Here is a 15838-nt window from a genome sequence, read left to right as displayed (position 1 = left end):
ACGCCAAGCTGACAAGTATTAGCCGTGTAATCGGACTAGAGGGGAAGACTTAACATATATCAATCTGGGAATGCGGTTCGTCGCCTGGGGAACAATGCCTGCCAAGTCCGGTTTTCCGGGCATTGAACTCGGGACGACATCTCGGCCACTCGGGCCGCGATGGGTGCGACCGTGCGCGATACCGGTGGTCTGACCCAGCTCTCACATGCAGCTTCCGACGAATGACGACCATCATCCGGTTGCCGAGCGCTTCCGGGACTTCATCCAGCATGTGCCGTTCCCCTGCGTGGGCGCCAAATCCGCCCTCTCGCGGGGCCAGATGAAGATCGTGGTCGCCCGCGACATCACCTCCGGCTGGGACGACACCCGCATCTATCCGGCGCTCCTGTCCTTCATCTACCGCTACCGCGCGCAGCCGAATCTGTTCCAGAGCTTCGTGGTGCTGTTCGAGGGTCCCCGGACCCTCTCGGAGGAGGCGTTCGAGGCGGCGCTCTGGGAGCGGGTGCAGTCGCTCTCCGACAAGGACCAGTGCCTCGGCCAGGGCTACGACCCGCGGGTCGCCTCGGACCCGGAGGATCCGCACTTCTCGCTGAGCCTGGGCGGCGAGGGCTTCTTCTTGGTCGGGCTGCATCCGGGGGCGAGCCGCCGCGCCCGGCGCTTCGAGACGCCGGCCCTCGTGTTCAATCTCCACGACCAGTTCGAGCGCCTGCGCGCGGAGGGGCGCTACGAGCGCCTGCGCGCCTCGATCGTCGACCGCGACGCCGCCTGGACCGGTTCGGTCAACCCCATGCTCGCCCAGCATGGCGAGCGCTCGGCGGCCCGGCAGTTCAGCGGGCGCGCGGTCCCCGACGACTGGGCCTGCCCGTTCCGGCGCGGGGCCGCCGCGGCGCCCTGGGACGCGCAGCAGGTGGCCGAGGATCTCTCGAACGGCGCCTTCGTGGCGCGCCAGATGGACAGCTGAAGGGCCGCCCGATGACGCAATCCGAACCGTTTCCCCAGAACGAGGAAGCTGTGCTGGCTCTGGGGCGCGCCGTGCGCTACACCGGCTACACCTTCACGACGGTGACCCCCGCGACCCACGCCCACGTCAACGCCCGGCCGCGCAATGCCGAGGCGAAGAGCCTGCGCGACGTGTTCGGCTGGAGCCGTCCGTTCCGCGCCGACCTGCTGCCCGAGCCGATCCTGCGGCTGATGCGGGAGGCGGGCGCCGTGGTCGAGGACGGCCCGCTTCTGCGGCCCACGATCCGGTTCTCCAGCCTCGACGGCGAGCTGTTCGCCCATTCCTCGTACCCGCCCAGCGCCGCCGACGCGGTGTTCTTCGGGCCCGACACGATGCGCTTCGCCGGCGCGGTGATCGCCCATCTCGCAGGTCGTTCGGGGCCGGTGCGCCGCGCGGTCGATCTCGGCTGCGGCTCGGGCGCCGCCGGAATCTGCGTCGCCAAGCGCGCGCCGGGCGCCGAGGTCGTGCTGGTCGACATCAACCCGGCCGCCATGCGGGCGGCGCGCGTCAACGCCCGGCTTGCCGGCACGGACGGCGTCGACGTCCGCCGCAGCGACATGCTCCGCGACGTCGAGGGCCAGTTCGACCTGATCGTGTCGAACCCGCCCTTCATGATCGACACCGCGGCGCGCGCCTACCGGCACGGCGGCGGTCCGCTCGGCGCTGGGCTGTCGCTCGCTGTGGCCGAGCAGGCGGTCGAGCGGCTGGCGCCCGGCGGCAGCCTCGTCCTGTTCACCGGTGCGGCGATCGTCGAGGGCGAGGATCCGTTCCGCGACGCCGTGGCGGCGCTGTGCGACCGCGCCGGCCTCGACCGGAGCTATCGCGAGTTCGACCCCGACGAGTATGGTGAGGAACTGGCGAATGCCGTCTACGACGAGGTCGAGCGGCTCGCGCTGGTCATCCTTACGGTCACGCGCCGGTGATGCCGCGATGAACGACGAATTTCTCCGGGATGCCCTCGTGGGCCTGACGGCCGGGCCGAAGACGCTGCCGGGGAAGTTCCTCTGGGACGAGACCGGTTCCGACCTGTTCGACCAGATCTGCCACAACGCCGACTACTACCCGACCGCGCAGGAGACGGGGCTCCTGCCCCAGGTCGCGGCCGACGTGGCGCGCGCGGTGGCGCCGGGCGTGACGGTGGTCGAGTTCGGCAGCGGCGCGAGCCGCAAGATCCGCACGCTCCTCGACGCCCTGGACAGCCCGTCCGGCTACGTGGCCATCGACATCTCGGGCGCGTATCTCGAAGCAGCGATCCGGCGGCTGGCGCCGGATTACCCGGGCATCGCCATGGTGCCGGTCTGCGCCGACTACTCGAAGCCGGTGCAGCTCCCGGTCTCGGCGGGGCCGGGCGGGATCCTCGGCTTCTACCCGGGGACGAGCATCGGCAACTTCGACCCGCGCGACGCCGGCCTGTTCCTGGAACGCGCGCGCGCGACACTGGGTCCGAGCCTGTTCCTGGTCGGTGCCGACGGCACGACTGATCCGGCGCGCCTGGAGCGCGCCTATGGCGGCGCCGACGGGCTGATGGCCGCCTTCCACCGCAACATCCTCACCCGTCTCAACCGCGAGTGCGGCGCCGATTTCGACATCGACAATTTCCGGCACGAGGTCCGGCTCCTGCCCGAGCCGTTCCGCGTGGAGGCGCATCTGGTGGCGATCCGGCCGGCCATCTACCGGCTGGGTGACCGGAGCATCGCGTTCGCCGCCTCCGAGAGCATCCGGACGGATACGTCGCACAAATACACGGCGGACGCGTTCCAGGCCGTGGCGCGAGCGAGCGGGTGGCAGCCCCGCGCGCTCTGGCAGGCGGACGGGGGCAGCTTCAACCTGCACCTGCTGCAGGCGGAGGCCTGATCCGGGTTCCGATCAAGGTCCCCGGGTGACGGACCCCTTCGTCATCGCGAGCGCAGCGAAGCGAACCAGGGCAGCGCGACACGGAGCCTCGTCGCGCCGACGCGACTGCATCGCGTCGCTCGCAAAGACGCCGGCACCGCGATCCGTGGATCAGATCGAGGCGATGGGCTGGTGCTTGCCGTCATGGGCGGCGCCCGAGGCCATGCTCTGGGTCTCGCCGGCCTGCTGCTGGTCGCGCCGCGGAGGCGGATAATCCGTCAGCGGACGCCAAGGCGCCGCCGGGGCGCCGAGGCGAATGCTGCCCGGCTTGAGATACAGCCAGACGGCGAAGGCCATCCACGGAACGACGAAGAAGACGAAGGCGGCGAGCCCCACGGCATTCCTCCGGGCAGTGATGCGGTTCGGTGAGAACGCGGCACCGGCCGATCGGGATCCCGGGCTCCTCCGGCTATGGAGACGGGCGCTGTCCGGCCGCCTGCTCGGGCGCTGCACGGCCGGCCGGGAGGACGAGGTCGCCCAGAGCCATCTGCACCGCAGCCAGGCCTTCAAGCCCGTGCATCAGAGCGATCTCGCCGCGCTGCTCGTGGCGGATGCCCTGCGCCATGATCCGCAGGCGGAGGTCATTCGCCTGGCGCATCGCGTCGTCGGCCATGGCGATCGCGCCGGCATGGTGGAACGTCATGAGCGCCACGAACCGCGCGTCGAAGGCCGGGCCGTCCAGGCCGCGGAGCGCCTCGATCTGGCCGGGATCCAGCATGCCCGGCATGGAATCCCGCTCGGCCGGCGCGCAGATCTGCGACGCGTCGCCGAACCAACTGCGCCACCATTGGTCGAAGACCGTGTTCTCGCCGGTCTGCGCGGCCGCGATCAGGCGGGCGAGCGACCGGAGATGACTGTCCTGGGCGCGCTCGGCCCCGAGCTTCGCGAGCGCGATCCCCTGCGCGTGGTGGGCCATCATGCGCCGCATGTAGCCCTGGTCGTAAGCCGGATCGTGCCCGGTCCAGGGGATCTCGCGGCCCTGCCAGCCGAGGAGCGCCAGCGTACCGAGGGCGAACACGCCGAGGATAGCCCCGCCGCTCCAGACGGCCGCGAACCGGCCGTGCGCCGAGGGGCGCCGCCCCGCCACCGCGTCCCGCAGATACGGGAACAGCGGATAGAGCGAGGCCGAGGTGAGGTGGACCAGGAAGCCGATCCAGTAGGGCTGCTCCAGCGGGAAGATCGGCTGCCAGAACGGCAGGAGCGGCACCAGGAAGAGCCATTCCGACGCGGAGGTGAAGAGGGCCCAGACCGGCGCGATCAGCAGGATCGTCCACGGCCGGAGGCCGGCGGTCCAGCGCCCGAACAGGCCGAAGAACACCAAGGCCCAGGAGAAGTCCGCCCATTGGTGGAACAGGATGCCGGTGAGGATCACCGGCCAGGACGGCTCGACCTGGAAGGCCGTGTCGCGCATCGGGATCGCCGCGACCACCATCCAGTCGACCACGGCGTCGCGCCCGATGCGGGTGGCGGTGAACTGGCTGACCAGGGTCGAGAACGTGCTGCTGAACAGGCCGAGCAGGGCCGCGGCGCGCCAGTTGATCCCGGCCTTGCTTGACCAGAGACGCCTCACGATGCCGCTCACGCTTGGGTCCCCGCCCCCGACCGGGTCTGCCATAGGGGGCCGGCTCGGCGCGGGCGACAGCCTATGTTGGAGATTGCCGCGCCGCGCGCCTGGAGCCCGGCCCCGGCGGGACCTACAATGCCGCCGCTTGGCCCGATGCCGGCACGCAGCACGCAGCCTGCAGGGAGCACGTGATGGCAGATCTCTCCGGAAAGACCGTCCTGGTCACGGCCGCGGCGCAGGGGATCGGGCGCGCCAGCGCGCTCGCCTTCGCGCGGGCCGGCGCGCGGGTCTACGCCACCGACATCAACGCGGACGCGCTCGCCGCCCTGCAGGCCGACGGCCTTCAGACCGCGATCCTCGATGTGCTCGACGCGGGCGCCGTCACCGCCCTGGTCGAGCGGATCGGCGCGGTCGATGTCCTGTTCAACTGCGCCGGAATCGTCCATGCCGGCAGCATCCTAGAGATGCCCGACGCCGACCTCGACTTCGCCATCGACCTCAATGTCAAGGCGATGATCCGCACGATCCGCGCCGTGCTGCCGGGCATGCTGGAGCGCCGCGACGGCGCCATCGTCAACATGGCCTCGGTCGCGTCCTCGGTGAAGGGCGTCCCGAACCGCTTCGCCTACGGGCTGACCAAGGCGGCGGTGGTCGGCCTGACCAAGTCCGTCGCCGCCGATTACGTCGGCCACAACATCCGCTGCAACGCGATCTGCCCCGGCACGGTGGAGAGCCCGTCGCTGCAGGAGCGGATCCGCCAGCAGGGCGATTACGAGCAGACCCGCGCGGCCTTCGTCGCCCGCCAGCCGATCGGGCGGCTCGGCACGCCGGAGGAGATCGCCAATCTCGCCGTCTATCTCGCGGGCGCGACCTACACGACCGGGCAGGCGGTCGTCGTCGACGGCGGCTGGACGATCTGATCCGACGGCAAGCGTCTCAGAACAAGCGTCTCAGAACAAGCGTCTCAGAACCGGGCGACCAGCGCGACGCCGCCGATCATCAGGGCGCCGCCCAGGATCCGCCAGAGGCCCGCTTCGTGGACCTTGAAGCCGACCAGTCCGAAATGGTCGAGCAGGATCGAGGTGACCACGCCCGCCGTGACGATCAGCCCGAGGAAGGTGGCGGCGCCGATCCGTTTGGAGATGTAGAGCTGCGCCATCGTCAGGCCCGCGCTCATCAGGCCGCCGAGCCACGCCCACCAGGGCACCTGCGCGAGGCGGTCCATCCCAGGCACGCCGTACTGCCCCGTCACCAGCATGGTTGCCCCGATGGTGAGGATGCTGACGACGAGGCTGACCACGCCGGCCAGGAGCGGCCGCGCCAGGGACTTGGCGAGGCCCGCGTTCTGGCCCGGTTCGATCGCGGTGGCGATGCCCGCCAGCAGGGCGAAGCCGTAGAGGAAGATCATGCTGGGATCCTGAAGGAAGCGGAGCGTCGGAGGGTCGGGCGGCGGGTCAGAACACCGCCACGAGGGCGACGCCCGCGACCATCAGGACACCTCCAAGAATGCGCCAGCGGCTGGCGCAATGGCGCTCGAAGCCGATGAGGCCGTAATGGTCCAAGGCGATCGAGCCGATCACACCCGCCGTGATGACGCAGCCCAGGAACGGCGCGGCGCCGACCTGCTCCGAGATGTAGAGTTGCGCGAGCACGACCGCGGCCCCGAGGATGCCGCCGGGCCAGGCCCACCACGGAACGCGCGTGGCCGCGTCGGTCGGGCTCTGGCCGCGGAGCCGGACGACGATGATGACGCCGAGGAAGCAGACGATTGCCAGGGCGAAGCAGAAGACCCCCGCCAGCATCGGCTGCCCCGTGACCTTCGCCAGCGTGGCGTTCTGGCCGGGCTCGATGGCGTTGGCGACGCCCGCCAGAAGGGCGAAGCCGTAGAGATACCACATGGGCTGTCCGGAATGTCCCGAGGGAGGGCGCCCGGCGCGCCGGGCGGGCAAGCGGGCGTTGGCCTGCTGGGAAACCCTGGAGCGCGCCGGGCGACTCCATCCCCTCGCCGGCATGACCCAGAGACAGATCGCCTCAGGCGACGGGTTGCTGGAATGCGGGCCGCTCATGACGGCGGACCCGGGGAAAGTTTCCGCCTCTCGGGTGGTTTGCGTACGATAGCCCGAGTGGATGATGGACGCCCGCAGCCCGACGACCACGCCGAAATCGCAGGATCGTCAGGCCGAACTGACCTTGCGTGGCATCGCGCTCGGCGCGGGCATCACGGTCATCTTCATGGCCGCCAACCTCTATATGGGCCTGAAGACCGGGATGACGTTCTCGTCCTCCATCCCGGCCGCGATGATCTCGATGGGTGCGTTCCGGCTGATGGGCGGCGCCGGCATCCTCGAGAACAACATCGTGCAGACGCAGGCCTCGGCCGCCGGCACCTTGTGCAACGTCATCCTCGCCCTGCCCGGGCTCGTGCTGATCGGACACTGGCACGGCTTCCCGTTCTGGCAGACCACGGCCGTGTGCATGCTGGGCGGCCTCCTCGGCGTCGCCTTCTCGATCCCGCTCCGCCGGGCCCTCGTCTCGGGCAGCGACCTTCCCTATCCCGAGGGCATCGCCGCCGCGGAGGTGCTGCGCACCGGTCAGGAGGAGGAGGGCGGCCACGGCCTGCGCGACCTGCTCGGGGCCGCCGCGGCCGCCGGGACGATCGGGCTCGCCACCACCGGGCTGAAGATCCTGGGCGACGGGTGGAACGGCGCGATCAGCCTCGGGGGGGCGGTGTTCCGCACCGGAACCGGCTTTTCGCTGGCGCTGGTCGGGGTCGGCTACCTCGTGGGCATCGGCGCCTGCCTGGCGCTGCTGACCGGCGTCGTGATCGCTTGGGGCATCGCGGTGCCGGTGCTGACCGCCCTGTCGGCCGATCCCGCCAAGTCCGCCGGGGAGGCCGCCGAGGCGGTCTGGTCTGGCCAGGTGCGCCTGATGGGCGCCGGCATCATTGCGGTGGGTGGGCTGTGGACCGTGGGGTCGCTGGCGCGCCCGATCCTGGCGAGCATCCGCTCGGCCCTGTCGGGCAGCGGCGGCCTCGGCAAGGATCATCCGCGCGAGGAGCGCGACCTGCCGATCACCTGGGTCGCCGCCGCGACGCTAGGCCTGTGCGTGCCGCTCGCGATCCTGTTCTACTTCTTCGCCATGCCCGCCGATCTCGGCAGCCTGATGATCGTGCTGGCGGTCGCCGCGACCCTGTTCACCGTTCTGTTCGGCTTCCTGATGGCGGCGGCCTGCGGCTACCTCGCGGGGCTGCTCGGCTCCTCGTCGAGCCCAATCTCGGGGATCGGCATCCTGACCACGATGGCCACCGCGCTGCTCCTGCCCTTCATCCTCGGGCATTCCGGCGGGCCGGAGGGCGACCGCTTCGTCACCGGAATGGCGCTGCTGCTGACGTCGGTCATCATCACCACCTCCTCGATCGCCAACGACAACCTGCAGGACCTGAAGACCGGGCAGGTGCTGGGCGCCACGCCCTGGCACCAGCAGGTCGCGCTGATCATCGGCGTCGGCGTCGGCGCCGTGGTGATCGCGCCGCTGCTGTCGCTGCTCTACGAGGCCTACGGCTTTGTTGGCGCCCCCGCGCATGACGGACAGGATGCGGGCAGTGCCATGGCGGCGCCTCAGGCCGCCCTGATGACTCAGATCGCGAACGGCATCACGCACAGCGAGCTGCCCTGGCGCATGGTGCTGATCGGCGCCGGGCTCGGCGTGGTCCTGGTCGCCGCGGAGACGTGGCTGAAGCGGCGAAACCTCACCTTTCCGGCCCTGACGGTCGGGATCGGCATGTACCTGCCGCTCTCGGTGGAGATGACGATCGCCATCGGCGGCATCCTCGGCTGGGTCGCCGAGCGTCGGCTGCGCGCCCGGGTCGGCGGCAAAGGCGACAAGAAGGCCGATAAGGCGGTAGGAGCCGCCCGCCGCCGCGGCGTGCTCCTCGCCTCCGGGTTCCTCGTCGGGGAGAGCTGCGTCGGCGTGCTGCTCGCCGGCACGGATCTCCTGGCGGGGCACAGCTCGGCGATCGCGATCGCCGGCAAGGGCTTCGCGCCCTACGCCACCGGGCTCGGCCTCGCGGTCTTCCTGGCGGGTCTGGCCGTCTACCTACGGATGGTATCCGCCGCCGAGCCGTCAACCGGTGAGCGGAGGGCCTCCTGATGCCGACCGCCGTCGTCCAGGCTTGAACTGGTCGCGGGGCCTCGACCCCGAAACGGGAGTTGGAGATGGCAGCGGCTGAACCCCGGGAGCGCGTCTTCCCGCTGAGCGCCGGGATCCTGTTCGGGCTCGGTCTCGGCGGCTTCTTCGACGGGATCGTGCTGCACCAAGTCCTGCAATGGCACCACATGCTGAGCAGCTGGTACCCGATCGACACGATCCCGAATCTCGAGATGAATACCCGCTGGGACGGCATCTTCCACAGCGCAACCTACGTCTTCGTGGTCCTCGGACTGTTCATCCTCTGGCGCGCCGCGCACCGCACGCACCTCTACTGGTCCAGCAAGCTGCTCGCCGGGTCGCTCCTGATCGGCTGGGGCCTGTTCAATCTCGTCGAGGGCGTGATCGACCACGAGATCCTCGGCGTGCATCACGTCAACGAGCTGACGCCGCGGGAGCAGTGGCTCTACTGGGATCTCGGATTCCTGCTCTGGGGCGGCGCCATGCTGGCCGCGGGCCTCGGCCTCGTGCAGGTCGGCCGGGCGGAGGAGGCCTCGGCGGCGCGGGCCGCCGCATGAGGGCCGCTGGTTCGGGCCTCCGGCTGGTCCTTCCCTGGCTCGTCCTGACGGCCGGCCTGATCCTCGCCACCCTGCCGGCGTGGCGGCCCCTGATCTTCGGGACCGTGCTGACCCTCGACGACCTGCTCAGCCTGCGCTGCCTGCCCCGCTGAACGACGGGGAGCCGCGGATCAGGGCTGGTCCGCCGCCTCGCCGAGCAAGGTCCGGATGAAGCGGCGGGTGCGCGGATCGCCCGGGCGTCCGAACAGGTCGGCGGCCGGTCCCTGCTCGACGATCGTGCCGCCTTCGAGGAACACCACCCGGTCGGCGACGCGTCGCGCGAGGCGCAGGTCGTGGGTCGCCATCAGCATGGTCATGCCTTCGCCCGCGAGGCCGGCCAGCACGTCGACCACCTCGGCGGCGAGTTCCGGATCCAGCGCCGAGGTCGGCTCGTCGCAGAGCAGCAGGCGCGGGGAGGGGGCCAGCGCCCGGGCAATCGCCACCCGCTGCTGCTGGCCGCCCGACAGGCTGGCGGGCCAGTCCGAGGCCTTTTGGGCGAGGCCGACGCGCTCCAGCAGTTCCAGAGCGCGCGCCCGCGCCCTGGCCTGCGGCCACCGGGCGACGGTGACGAGCCCCTCCGTGACGTTCTCCAGCACGGTGCGGTGGGGGAAGAGCTGGAAGTTCTGGAACACCATGCCGGTCTGCCGGCGCACGGCGAGCACCGCGCGCCGCGCCGGCGGGCTGTCCGGCCGGAAGGTGAGGCGGAGATCGCCGAGGGTGAGCGTCCCCGCCTGCGGGATTTCCAGCAGGTTGACGCAGCGCAGGAGCGTCGACTTGCCCGAGCCCGACGGGCCGATCAGCGCCGTGACCCGCCCCTCGGGGATGGCGAGGTCGACGTCGTGCAGGACCGTGGTGGCGCCGAAGCGTTTCTCGATGGCCGACAGGGCGATCACGCGCGCGCCTCCAGGTAGCCGCCGTAGCGGCCGAGGCGCCGCTCCAGGAGCGTCTGGAGCCACGACAGCAGCGAGGACAGGACCAGGTAGATCAGGGCGGCCTCGCTATAGAGGATCAGCGGCTCGTAGGTGACGGCGACGATGCGCTGCGCCGCCTGGAACAGCTCCGGCACCGTGATGGCGGCGGCAAGCGAGGTGTCTTTCACGAGGGCGATGAAGGAATTGCCGAGCGGCGGCACCGCCACCCGCGCGGCTTGCGGCAGGATCGTGCGGCGCAGGGTCTGGCTCGGCGTCATGCCGATCGCGTAGGACGCCTCCCACTGGCCGCGCGGGAGGGACGCGATCGCGGCCCGAATGATCTCCGACGTGTAGGCGCCGACATTGAGCGTGAAGCCGATCACCGCGGCCGGGAAGGCGTCGATCAGGATCCCGGCGCTCGGCAGGCCGTAGAAGATCACGAAGAGCTGCACGAGGAGCGGGGTGCCCCGGAAGATCCACACGTAAAGCCATGCCAGCGCCGCCAGCGGTCGGGGCGCGAACAGGCGCACGAGGGCGGTCCCGAGGCCGAGCCCCAGGCCCAGGACGAAGGCGATGAGCGTCAGCGGAACGGTGAAGCGCAGGCCGGCCGCGAGCAGCGGCCCGAGCGACTGGAGCATGAGGTCGAGCCAGTGCGGCACGGGGTGGCGTTTCCTTCCGGGCGGAAAGTTACGGGCTATACAGGTTTGGCACCGAGACGCGCGCTTCTTCGCGCAGGATGCGGTGCGAAACGCGTCTCCCGTGCGGGAGCGGGCCAGCTTTCGGGTCATCGACCCGCTCCGTCATTACGAGCGAAGCGACGTGACCCAGGGCAGCGCGACCGCGATGAAGGTGGCGCCGACTGGACTGCTTTGCTTCGCTCCGCTCGCAAGGCCGGGGAGGACGCGGCGGCCCATCACGGTAAGTATGGCGGGACGGGTCTCTCCGCAGCGAACCCCGACCTGACCGACCGCCGGGGGCGCATCGCGCTCCGGTATCGGCGACTTGCTCGGATCTGGGAGCCCTCAGGCAAGCGGGTCCCGCTGCGGCCCCGGCCTATTTCGAGACGTCCGCGCCGAAATACTTCTGCGCGATCGCCGCGTAGCTGCCGTCGGCCTTGATCGCCTCCAGCGCCTTGTCGATCGCGGCCTTCAGCGCGGGATTGTTCTTGCGCAGGATGATCCCGGACGCGTCCGCGTCCTGCTGCTCGGCGGCGATCTTCACCGGCGCGTTCGGCTTCTGCTTGTGGAAGTCGAGGAACGACAGGCTGTCGTTGACGGTCGCGTCGGCGCGCCCGGTGATGACCAGCTGGACCGACTGGTCGAACCCGTCCGTGCCCACGAGCTCGGCCCCGGACTGCTCGGCGAGGCGCGCGAAGTTGCTGGTCAGGCTCTGCGCGGCCTTCTTGCCCTTCAGGTCGGCGAAGGACTTGATGTCCGCCCGGTCGGCGCGGGTGATCAGCACGGCGCGCGCCCGGATATAGGGCTCGGAGAAGTCGAACTTCGCCTGCCGCTCCTTGGTGATGCCGACCTGATTGATCACCACGTCGTAGCGCTTGCCGTCGAGCCCGGCGATCAGGCCGTCCCACTTGCCCTCGAGGAATTGCGGCGTGACGCCGAGCTGCTCGGCGACCTTGCGGCCGATCTCCACGTCGAAGCCGACGAGGGCCCCGGAGGCGTCGTGGAACGTGAAGGGCGCGTAGGTCCCCTCGGTACCGATCCGCAGGGTCTTGGCGGCGCGGATCGCGTCGAGATCGTCGGCCCGGGCGGGTGTGCCCAGGAGAACCGCCGAGACCGCCAGCATCGCGGCCACGCCCGTCGAGAAAAGTCGCATTCCTAATTGCTCCTGCTCGATAACAATGTTCTCTCGCCGTCGCTGAAGTCGATCCCGGCTCCGCACGTACATCGCAGCAATGAATCGAGTCGGGTGGCGCTGGCAAGAGACCGGATCGACGGAGGTGGATTCCTGCCCCGTCGTGACGCTCTACTCCGCGCCGCGGATTCTTTATCAACCGGTGCCCGGAACCCACCAGACGACCAGCCGCCGACGGGCGAACTGCACTGTCCCCACCGATCGCACCGCGTCACGACGGCGGCGCGGCGGGTTCGTGGTAGACGGGACGGATCCCGATCCCCGACCGAGTCCGGCGCCGGGGCGCGGCCCGACCGACGGAAGGATCGCCCATGACCTCGCCCATCCAGACCTATCGCGGCGTGTTCCCGGTCGCCCCCACGGTGTTCGACGCCTCCGGCGCCCTCGATCTCGACGGTCAGCGCCGGGCGATCGACTTCATGATCGCGGCCGGCAGCGAAGGTCTGTGCATCCTCGCCAATTTCTCGGAGCAGTTCGTTCTCACCGACGACGAGCGCGAGACCGTGATGCACGCCGTGCTGGAGCACGTCGCCGGGCGCGTGCCGGTGATCGTGACGACCACCCACTTCGCCACGCAGGTCTGCGCCGAGCGCTCGCGCCGGGCGCAGGCCGCCGGAGCCGCAATGGTGATGATCATGCCGCCCTATCACGGCGCCACGATCCGGGTGCCGGAACTCGGCGTCTACGAGTTCTTCCGCGCGGTGTCGGACGCGATCTCCATCCCGATCATGATCCAGGACGCGCCGGTGGCGGGCACGCCGCTCTCGGCGGCGTTCCTCGCGCGTATGGCCCGGGAGATCGAAAACGTCGCGTATTTCAAGATCGAGACCGCGGGCGCCGCGGCCAAGCTCCGCGAGCTGATCGCGCTGGGCGGCGACGCGGTGGTCGGCCCCTGGGACGGCGAGGAGGCGATCACCCTGATGGCCGACCTCGATGCCGGCGCCACGGGGGCGATGACCGGCGGCGGCTATCCGGACGGGATCCGGCAGATCACCGACGCCTACGCGGCCGGCCGGCGGGAGGCGGCCATGGACGCCTACGCGCGCTGGCTGCCGCTGATCAACTACGAGAACCGGCAATGCGGGCTTCTGGCCTGCAAGGCGCTGATGCAGGAGGGCGGCGTGATCGCCCACGAGACCGCGCGGCTGCCGATCCAGCCGCTGCACCCCGACACACGCGCCGGCCTGATCGAGCTCGCCTGCCGGAACGACGCGCTCGTGCTCCGCTGGGGGCGCTGAGGCGGGCGCCGCCGCGGCGGCAATCGTCTCGGAGCACAGGGGCCGCCTCAGCCCACCTGTCCGAGCACCGACGACAGGCGCGCCACCGCCTCCCGCGCCAGGGCCGGGCTGATGGCGAAGCAGATCCGCACCAAGCCTTCGCCCTCCGGCCCGAAGGCGGTGCCGGGCGCGACCCCAACCTTCGCTTCGCGCAGCAGGCGGAGCGCCAGGTCGAGGCTCGGCTCGTCGCCGCCCATCCGGGCCATCAGGTAGAACGCCCCGTCCGGCGGCGCGACGGTGACTCCCGGCAACCGGGACAGCCCGTCCACCAGGATCGCCCGCGCCTCGGCGCAGCGATCGACCATGGTGCGGATGAAGCCGTCGCCCTCCTCGAGAGCCGCGATGCAGGCGTGCTGCACGAAGGTCGAGATCGAGGTCGTGCTGTACTGCCCGAGCTTCGCGAAGGTGGGCGCCAGACCGCGGGGGTAGATCACCCAGCCGGCACGCCAGCCGGTCATCGCCCAGTTCTTGGAGAAGGTGTTGGTCACGATCAGCCGGTCGTCCTCCGTGCAGATCTGCAGGAAGGACGGCGCGATGCGGTTGCCATAGGTGAAGTGCGCGTAGACCTCGTCCGAGAGGATCCACAGGCCGCGGTCGCGGGCGAGGTCGCGCAACGCCGTCATCTCCGAGAGCGGCATGGTCCAGCCGGTCGGGTTTGAGGGCGAGTTGATCATGATCACGCGGGTGCGGGGCGTCAGCGCCGCCTCGATATCGGCGAGCGGCAGGGCGAAGCGCCCGTCGGGCAGCCTCCGATACGGGACCGTCACGGGCACGCCCCCGGCGATGCGCACCGCCTCGCGCAGGTTCGGCCACGCCGGAGACGGGATAATGATCTCGTCGCCGGGCTCCAGCAGCACCTGGGCGGCCTGCATGATCGCGTTCATGCCGCCGGCCGTCACGGCGAACCGGTCGGGCGGGATCTCCACACCCCAGTGGCGCGCGTGATAGGCGCCGAGCGCCGCCCGCAGGGCCGGCAGGCCGAGGGACGTCGTGTAGCGGGTGTGCCCCGCCAGCATGGCCCGGTGCGCCGCCTCGACGATGAAGGGCGGGGTCGGCAGGTCACCCTCACCGATCCAGAGCTTCACGACCTCCGGATCGTCGCGCCCGCGATCCGCCACAAGGCCGATCTGGCTCGTACCGATCCCCTGGATGCGCGCCGAGAGGGCATCCGTGAGATCGGCGGGCGCGGCGGGAGCGAGGGATGCGGCCATGATTCGCGACGGCTCTCCGTGCGCCGGGACGCGCGGTTCCCGCGCGACGCAGCAGGCCGATGGCGACCAGCGGGCCTGCAAGGATCCCGGCAGAGGGGTGATCGGCCGGACCCTGACGCGTTCGGGCCCATCCGTCCAGGCCCGCGAAGGCGGGACCCGGGGCAATCGCTTGGGAGATTATGTCTCCAAGACCGAGGGCGGCATCATAGGCTGATGCTGGCAGATATCCGGCCACCAGGCTGGTCGACCACTTCGTCATTCCGGGGCGCCGGAGGCGAGCCCGGTATCTAGAACCGCCGTCGGTGCAGAACGAGAACCACCCGAGTGTCTGGAGCCTGGGCTCCGCTGCGCGGCCCCGGGATGACGGGGCGGACGCTTCAGCGTCAAGGCCCCGTGCCCGGTCAGGCGACCGCGAGGGTGCCGCGGTAGATCGCGATCAGCGAGACCCCGACATGCTCGATATGAGCGCGCAGGAGTTCGGCCGCGGCGTCGACCTTGCGCGCCTCGCACAGGTCCAGGATCTGCGTGTGCTCCAGCTCGGCACGGTCGATATCGGACGGCGTCGAGAGCTGGATGCGGGTCGGGCGATCGCAATCCTGCAGCAGGCCGGACACGATGGTCAGCGCACGCGGGCGGCCTGCGTGCCGCAGGAGATCGAGGTGGAACCGGCTGTTCAGCTCGCCCCACCTTTGGACCTCGCCGGCTTCGAGCGCGCGGCTGTACTCGCGCGAGAGCGCGTGCAGGTCCTGCAGATCAGCTTTCGTGAGATGGGGCGCGGAAAGTGCCAGGAGTTGCGGCTCAAGCTGGCAGCGCAGTTGGAAGATGTCTTCCACTTCTTCGAGGGACAGCCCCGAGACCACGGCACCACGGTGCGGCATGATCTTGACCAGGTTGCTGGCTTCGAGTTGCAGGAGCGCTTCTCGCACCGGGATGCGGCTGATCCCGAACTCCTCGGCCAGCGCATCCTGACGAAGCTGGACGCCGGGCGGCAGTTCCCCGTTCAGGATCCGCTGCCGGATCGAATCGGCCACGGCGGCCGACACGGTCTTGTGCCGCAATCGGTCGGATGCGGGTCGGGCCGGAACCGCTGGGGACATCAACGCCTCGGAATATGTGTACGCATTTATACAGAATGGTCCGCTGCGATCAAACCCTGCCGGTGACAAAAGCGTCGCTGATAATTACGTCAGGTTGCCGAAAAAGCGGGCTCAGGCGCAGCCGGCACTCGCTAGAGTGCACGCGGATGGGCAGCTGGACCGCCCACAGAGCGAACTTGAGGCTTGTGCCGGCACCGAACGGTCGCAAACCACTCACTCCCATCCGAAGGCGCATTCCACAGGAAGCGCACGC

17 protein-coding genes are annotated in these 15838 nt (G+C 70.2%); 8 read left to right on the top strand and 9 right to left on the bottom strand.

Going from position 1 to position 15838, the window contains the following annotated elements:
* Positions 1-205: 205 nt before the first annotated feature.
* The 3 genes from gntA to egtD are packed head-to-tail and all read left to right on the top strand — an operon-like array spanning position 206 to position 2854.
* Positions 206-961: a guanitoxin biosynthesis heme-dependent pre-guanitoxin N-hydroxylase GntA gene (gene gntA, locus ABIE45_RS01055; RefSeq protein ID WP_192709802.1), complete on the top strand. Its 756-nt coding sequence runs from the start codon at positions 206-208 to the stop codon at positions 959-961.
* Positions 962-972: 11 nt separating this feature from the next.
* Complete coding sequence (locus ABIE45_RS01050; RefSeq protein ID WP_192709803.1) at positions 973-1923, top strand: class I SAM-dependent methyltransferase; 951 nt, start codon at positions 973-975, stop codon at positions 1921-1923.
* Between the two features lie 7 nt (positions 1924-1930).
* Complete coding sequence (egtD, locus tag ABIE45_RS01045) at positions 1931-2854, top strand: L-histidine N(alpha)-methyltransferase (protein ID WP_192709804.1); 924 nt, start codon at positions 1931-1933, stop codon at positions 2852-2854.
* A 150-nt stretch (positions 2855-3004) separates the two neighbouring features.
* Here the strand turns inward: egtD and ABIE45_RS01040 are convergent, their stop codons facing one another.
* Both ABIE45_RS01040 and ABIE45_RS01035 read right to left on the bottom strand, forming a co-directional pair.
* Positions 3005-3229, bottom strand: coding sequence for a hypothetical protein (locus ABIE45_RS01040; RefSeq protein WP_192709805.1), 225 nt, complete (start codon positions 3227-3229; stop codon positions 3005-3007).
* Positions 3230-3302: 73 nt separating this feature from the next.
* Positions 3303-4508 carry a DUF305 domain-containing protein gene (locus tag ABIE45_RS01035; protein ID WP_192709806.1) on the bottom strand — a complete coding sequence of 402 codons (1206 nt, stop codon included), beginning with the start codon at positions 4506-4508 and terminating at the stop codon, positions 3303-3305.
* 140 nt (positions 4509-4648) lie between these two features.
* Between ABIE45_RS01035 and ABIE45_RS01030 the strand changes: the two genes are divergently transcribed.
* Positions 4649-5377 carry an SDR family oxidoreductase gene (locus tag ABIE45_RS01030; RefSeq protein ID WP_210331907.1) on the top strand — a complete coding sequence of 243 codons (729 nt, stop codon included), beginning with the start codon at positions 4649-4651 and terminating at the stop codon, positions 5375-5377.
* Between the two features lie 44 nt (positions 5378-5421).
* Here ABIE45_RS01030 and ABIE45_RS01025 read toward each other — a convergent pair whose 3' ends face one another.
* Together ABIE45_RS01025 and ABIE45_RS01020 are read right to left on the bottom strand one after the other, a co-directional pair.
* A complete protein-coding gene (locus ABIE45_RS01025) occupies positions 5422-5865 on the bottom strand; it encodes a DMT family transporter (RefSeq protein ID WP_192709808.1) in 444 nt (147 codons plus the stop codon).
* 46 nt (positions 5866-5911) lie between these two features.
* Complete coding sequence (locus ABIE45_RS01020) at positions 5912-6355, bottom strand: DMT family transporter (RefSeq protein ID WP_192709809.1); 444 nt, start codon at positions 6353-6355, stop codon at positions 5912-5914.
* 232 nt (positions 6356-6587) lie between these two features.
* Between ABIE45_RS01020 and ABIE45_RS01015 the strand changes: the two genes are divergently transcribed.
* The 3 genes from ABIE45_RS01015 to ABIE45_RS01005 all read left to right on the top strand — a co-directional run bounded on the left by ABIE45_RS01015 (position 6588) and on the right by ABIE45_RS01005 (position 9333).
* Positions 6588-8606 carry an OPT family oligopeptide transporter gene (locus ABIE45_RS01015; protein ID WP_192709953.1) on the top strand — a complete coding sequence of 673 codons (2019 nt, stop codon included), beginning with the start codon at positions 6588-6590 and terminating at the stop codon, positions 8604-8606.
* Between the two features lie 65 nt (positions 8607-8671).
* Positions 8672-9181, top strand: a complete 510-nt coding sequence (locus tag ABIE45_RS01010; RefSeq protein ID WP_192709810.1) for a DUF2243 domain-containing protein — start codon at positions 8672-8674, stop codon at positions 9179-9181.
* A complete protein-coding gene (locus tag ABIE45_RS01005) occupies positions 9178-9333 on the top strand; it encodes a hypothetical protein (protein ID WP_192709811.1) in 156 nt (51 codons plus the stop codon). The genes ABIE45_RS01010 and ABIE45_RS01005 overlap by 4 nt, the downstream gene beginning before the upstream one ends.
* Positions 9334-9351: 18 nt before the next feature.
* On the opposite strand, the gene ABIE45_RS01000 is transcribed toward ABIE45_RS01005, so the two are convergent.
* From ABIE45_RS01000 to ABIE45_RS00990, 3 genes are all read right to left on the bottom strand, one after another.
* Positions 9352-10113, bottom strand: a complete 762-nt coding sequence (locus ABIE45_RS01000; RefSeq protein ID WP_192709812.1) for an amino acid ABC transporter ATP-binding protein — start codon at positions 10111-10113, stop codon at positions 9352-9354.
* Positions 10110-10790 (bottom strand): amino acid ABC transporter permease, encoded by a 681-nt coding sequence (locus tag ABIE45_RS00995; protein WP_192709813.1) that lies wholly within the window; start codon positions 10788-10790, stop codon positions 10110-10112. The genes ABIE45_RS01000 and ABIE45_RS00995 overlap by 4 nt, the downstream gene beginning before the upstream one ends.
* A 394-nt stretch (positions 10791-11184) precedes the next feature.
* Positions 11185-11961 carry an amino acid ABC transporter substrate-binding protein gene (locus tag ABIE45_RS00990; protein ID WP_192709814.1) on the bottom strand — a complete coding sequence of 259 codons (777 nt, stop codon included), beginning with the start codon at positions 11959-11961 and terminating at the stop codon, positions 11185-11187.
* A gap of 350 nt (positions 11962-12311) precedes the next feature.
* On the opposite strand from ABIE45_RS00990, the gene ABIE45_RS00985 reads away from it, so the two are divergent.
* Positions 12312-13238: a dihydrodipicolinate synthase family protein gene (locus tag ABIE45_RS00985; RefSeq protein ID WP_192709815.1), complete on the top strand. Its 927-nt coding sequence runs from the start codon at positions 12312-12314 to the stop codon at positions 13236-13238.
* A gap of 47 nt (positions 13239-13285) precedes the next feature.
* Here ABIE45_RS00985 and ABIE45_RS00980 read toward each other — a convergent pair whose 3' ends face one another.
* Entirely contained in the window at positions 13286-14488 is a 1203-nt protein-coding gene (locus ABIE45_RS00980; RefSeq protein ID WP_192709816.1) for a pyridoxal phosphate-dependent aminotransferase, read from the bottom strand.
* Positions 14489-14889: 401 nt separating this feature from the next.
* Positions 14890-15585, bottom strand: coding sequence for a GntR family transcriptional regulator (locus ABIE45_RS00975; RefSeq protein WP_192709817.1), 696 nt, complete (start codon positions 15583-15585; stop codon positions 14890-14892).
* Between the last annotated feature and the right edge of the window lie 253 nt (positions 15586-15838).

Source organism: Methylobacterium sp. OAE515 (genome assembly GCF_041806315.1).
Taxonomy (GTDB): domain Bacteria; phylum Pseudomonadota; class Alphaproteobacteria; order Rhizobiales; family Beijerinckiaceae; genus Methylobacterium; species Methylobacterium tardum.
This window is presented reverse-complemented; position numbering and strand designations above follow the sequence as displayed.

Bases quoted from the DNA above. Each gene is read 5' to 3' on its own strand.
- ABIE45_RS01005 (WP_192709811.1), top strand. From the start codon at position 9,178: ATGAGGGCCGCTGGTTCGGGCCTCCGGCTGGTCCTTCCCTGGCTCGTC.
- egtD (WP_192709804.1), top strand. From the start codon at position 1,931: ATGAACGACGAATTTCTCCGGGATGCCCTCGTGGGCCTGACGGCCGGG.
- ABIE45_RS01035 (WP_192709806.1), bottom strand. From the start codon at position 4,508: ATGGCAGACCCGGTCGGGGGCGGGGACCCAAGCGTGAGCGGCATCGTG.
- ABIE45_RS01020 (WP_192709809.1), bottom strand. From the start codon at position 6,355: ATGTGGTATCTCTACGGCTTCGCCCTTCTGGCGGGCGTCGCCAACGCC.
- ABIE45_RS00990 (WP_192709814.1), bottom strand. From the start codon at position 11,961: ATGCGACTTTTCTCGACGGGCGTGGCCGCGATGCTGGCGGTCTCGGCG.
- ABIE45_RS01015 (WP_192709953.1), top strand. From the start codon at position 6,588: ATGGACGCCCGCAGCCCGACGACCACGCCGAAATCGCAGGATCGTCAG.
- ABIE45_RS01025 (WP_192709808.1), bottom strand. From the start codon at position 5,865: ATGATCTTCCTCTACGGCTTCGCCCTGCTGGCGGGCATCGCCACCGCG.
- ABIE45_RS00980 (WP_192709816.1), bottom strand. From the start codon at position 14,488: ATGGCCGCATCCCTCGCTCCCGCCGCGCCCGCCGATCTCACGGATGCC.
- gntA (WP_192709802.1), top strand. From the start codon at position 206: ATGCAGCTTCCGACGAATGACGACCATCATCCGGTTGCCGAGCGCTTC.
- ABIE45_RS01030 (WP_210331907.1), top strand. From the start codon at position 4,649: ATGGCAGATCTCTCCGGAAAGACCGTCCTGGTCACGGCCGCGGCGCAG.
- ABIE45_RS01010 (WP_192709810.1), top strand. From the start codon at position 8,672: ATGGCAGCGGCTGAACCCCGGGAGCGCGTCTTCCCGCTGAGCGCCGGG.
- ABIE45_RS00985 (WP_192709815.1), top strand. From the start codon at position 12,312: ATGACCTCGCCCATCCAGACCTATCGCGGCGTGTTCCCGGTCGCCCCC.
- ABIE45_RS00975 (WP_192709817.1), bottom strand. From the start codon at position 15,585: ATGTCCCCAGCGGTTCCGGCCCGACCCGCATCCGACCGATTGCGGCAC.
- ABIE45_RS01050 (WP_192709803.1), top strand. From the start codon at position 973: ATGACGCAATCCGAACCGTTTCCCCAGAACGAGGAAGCTGTGCTGGCT.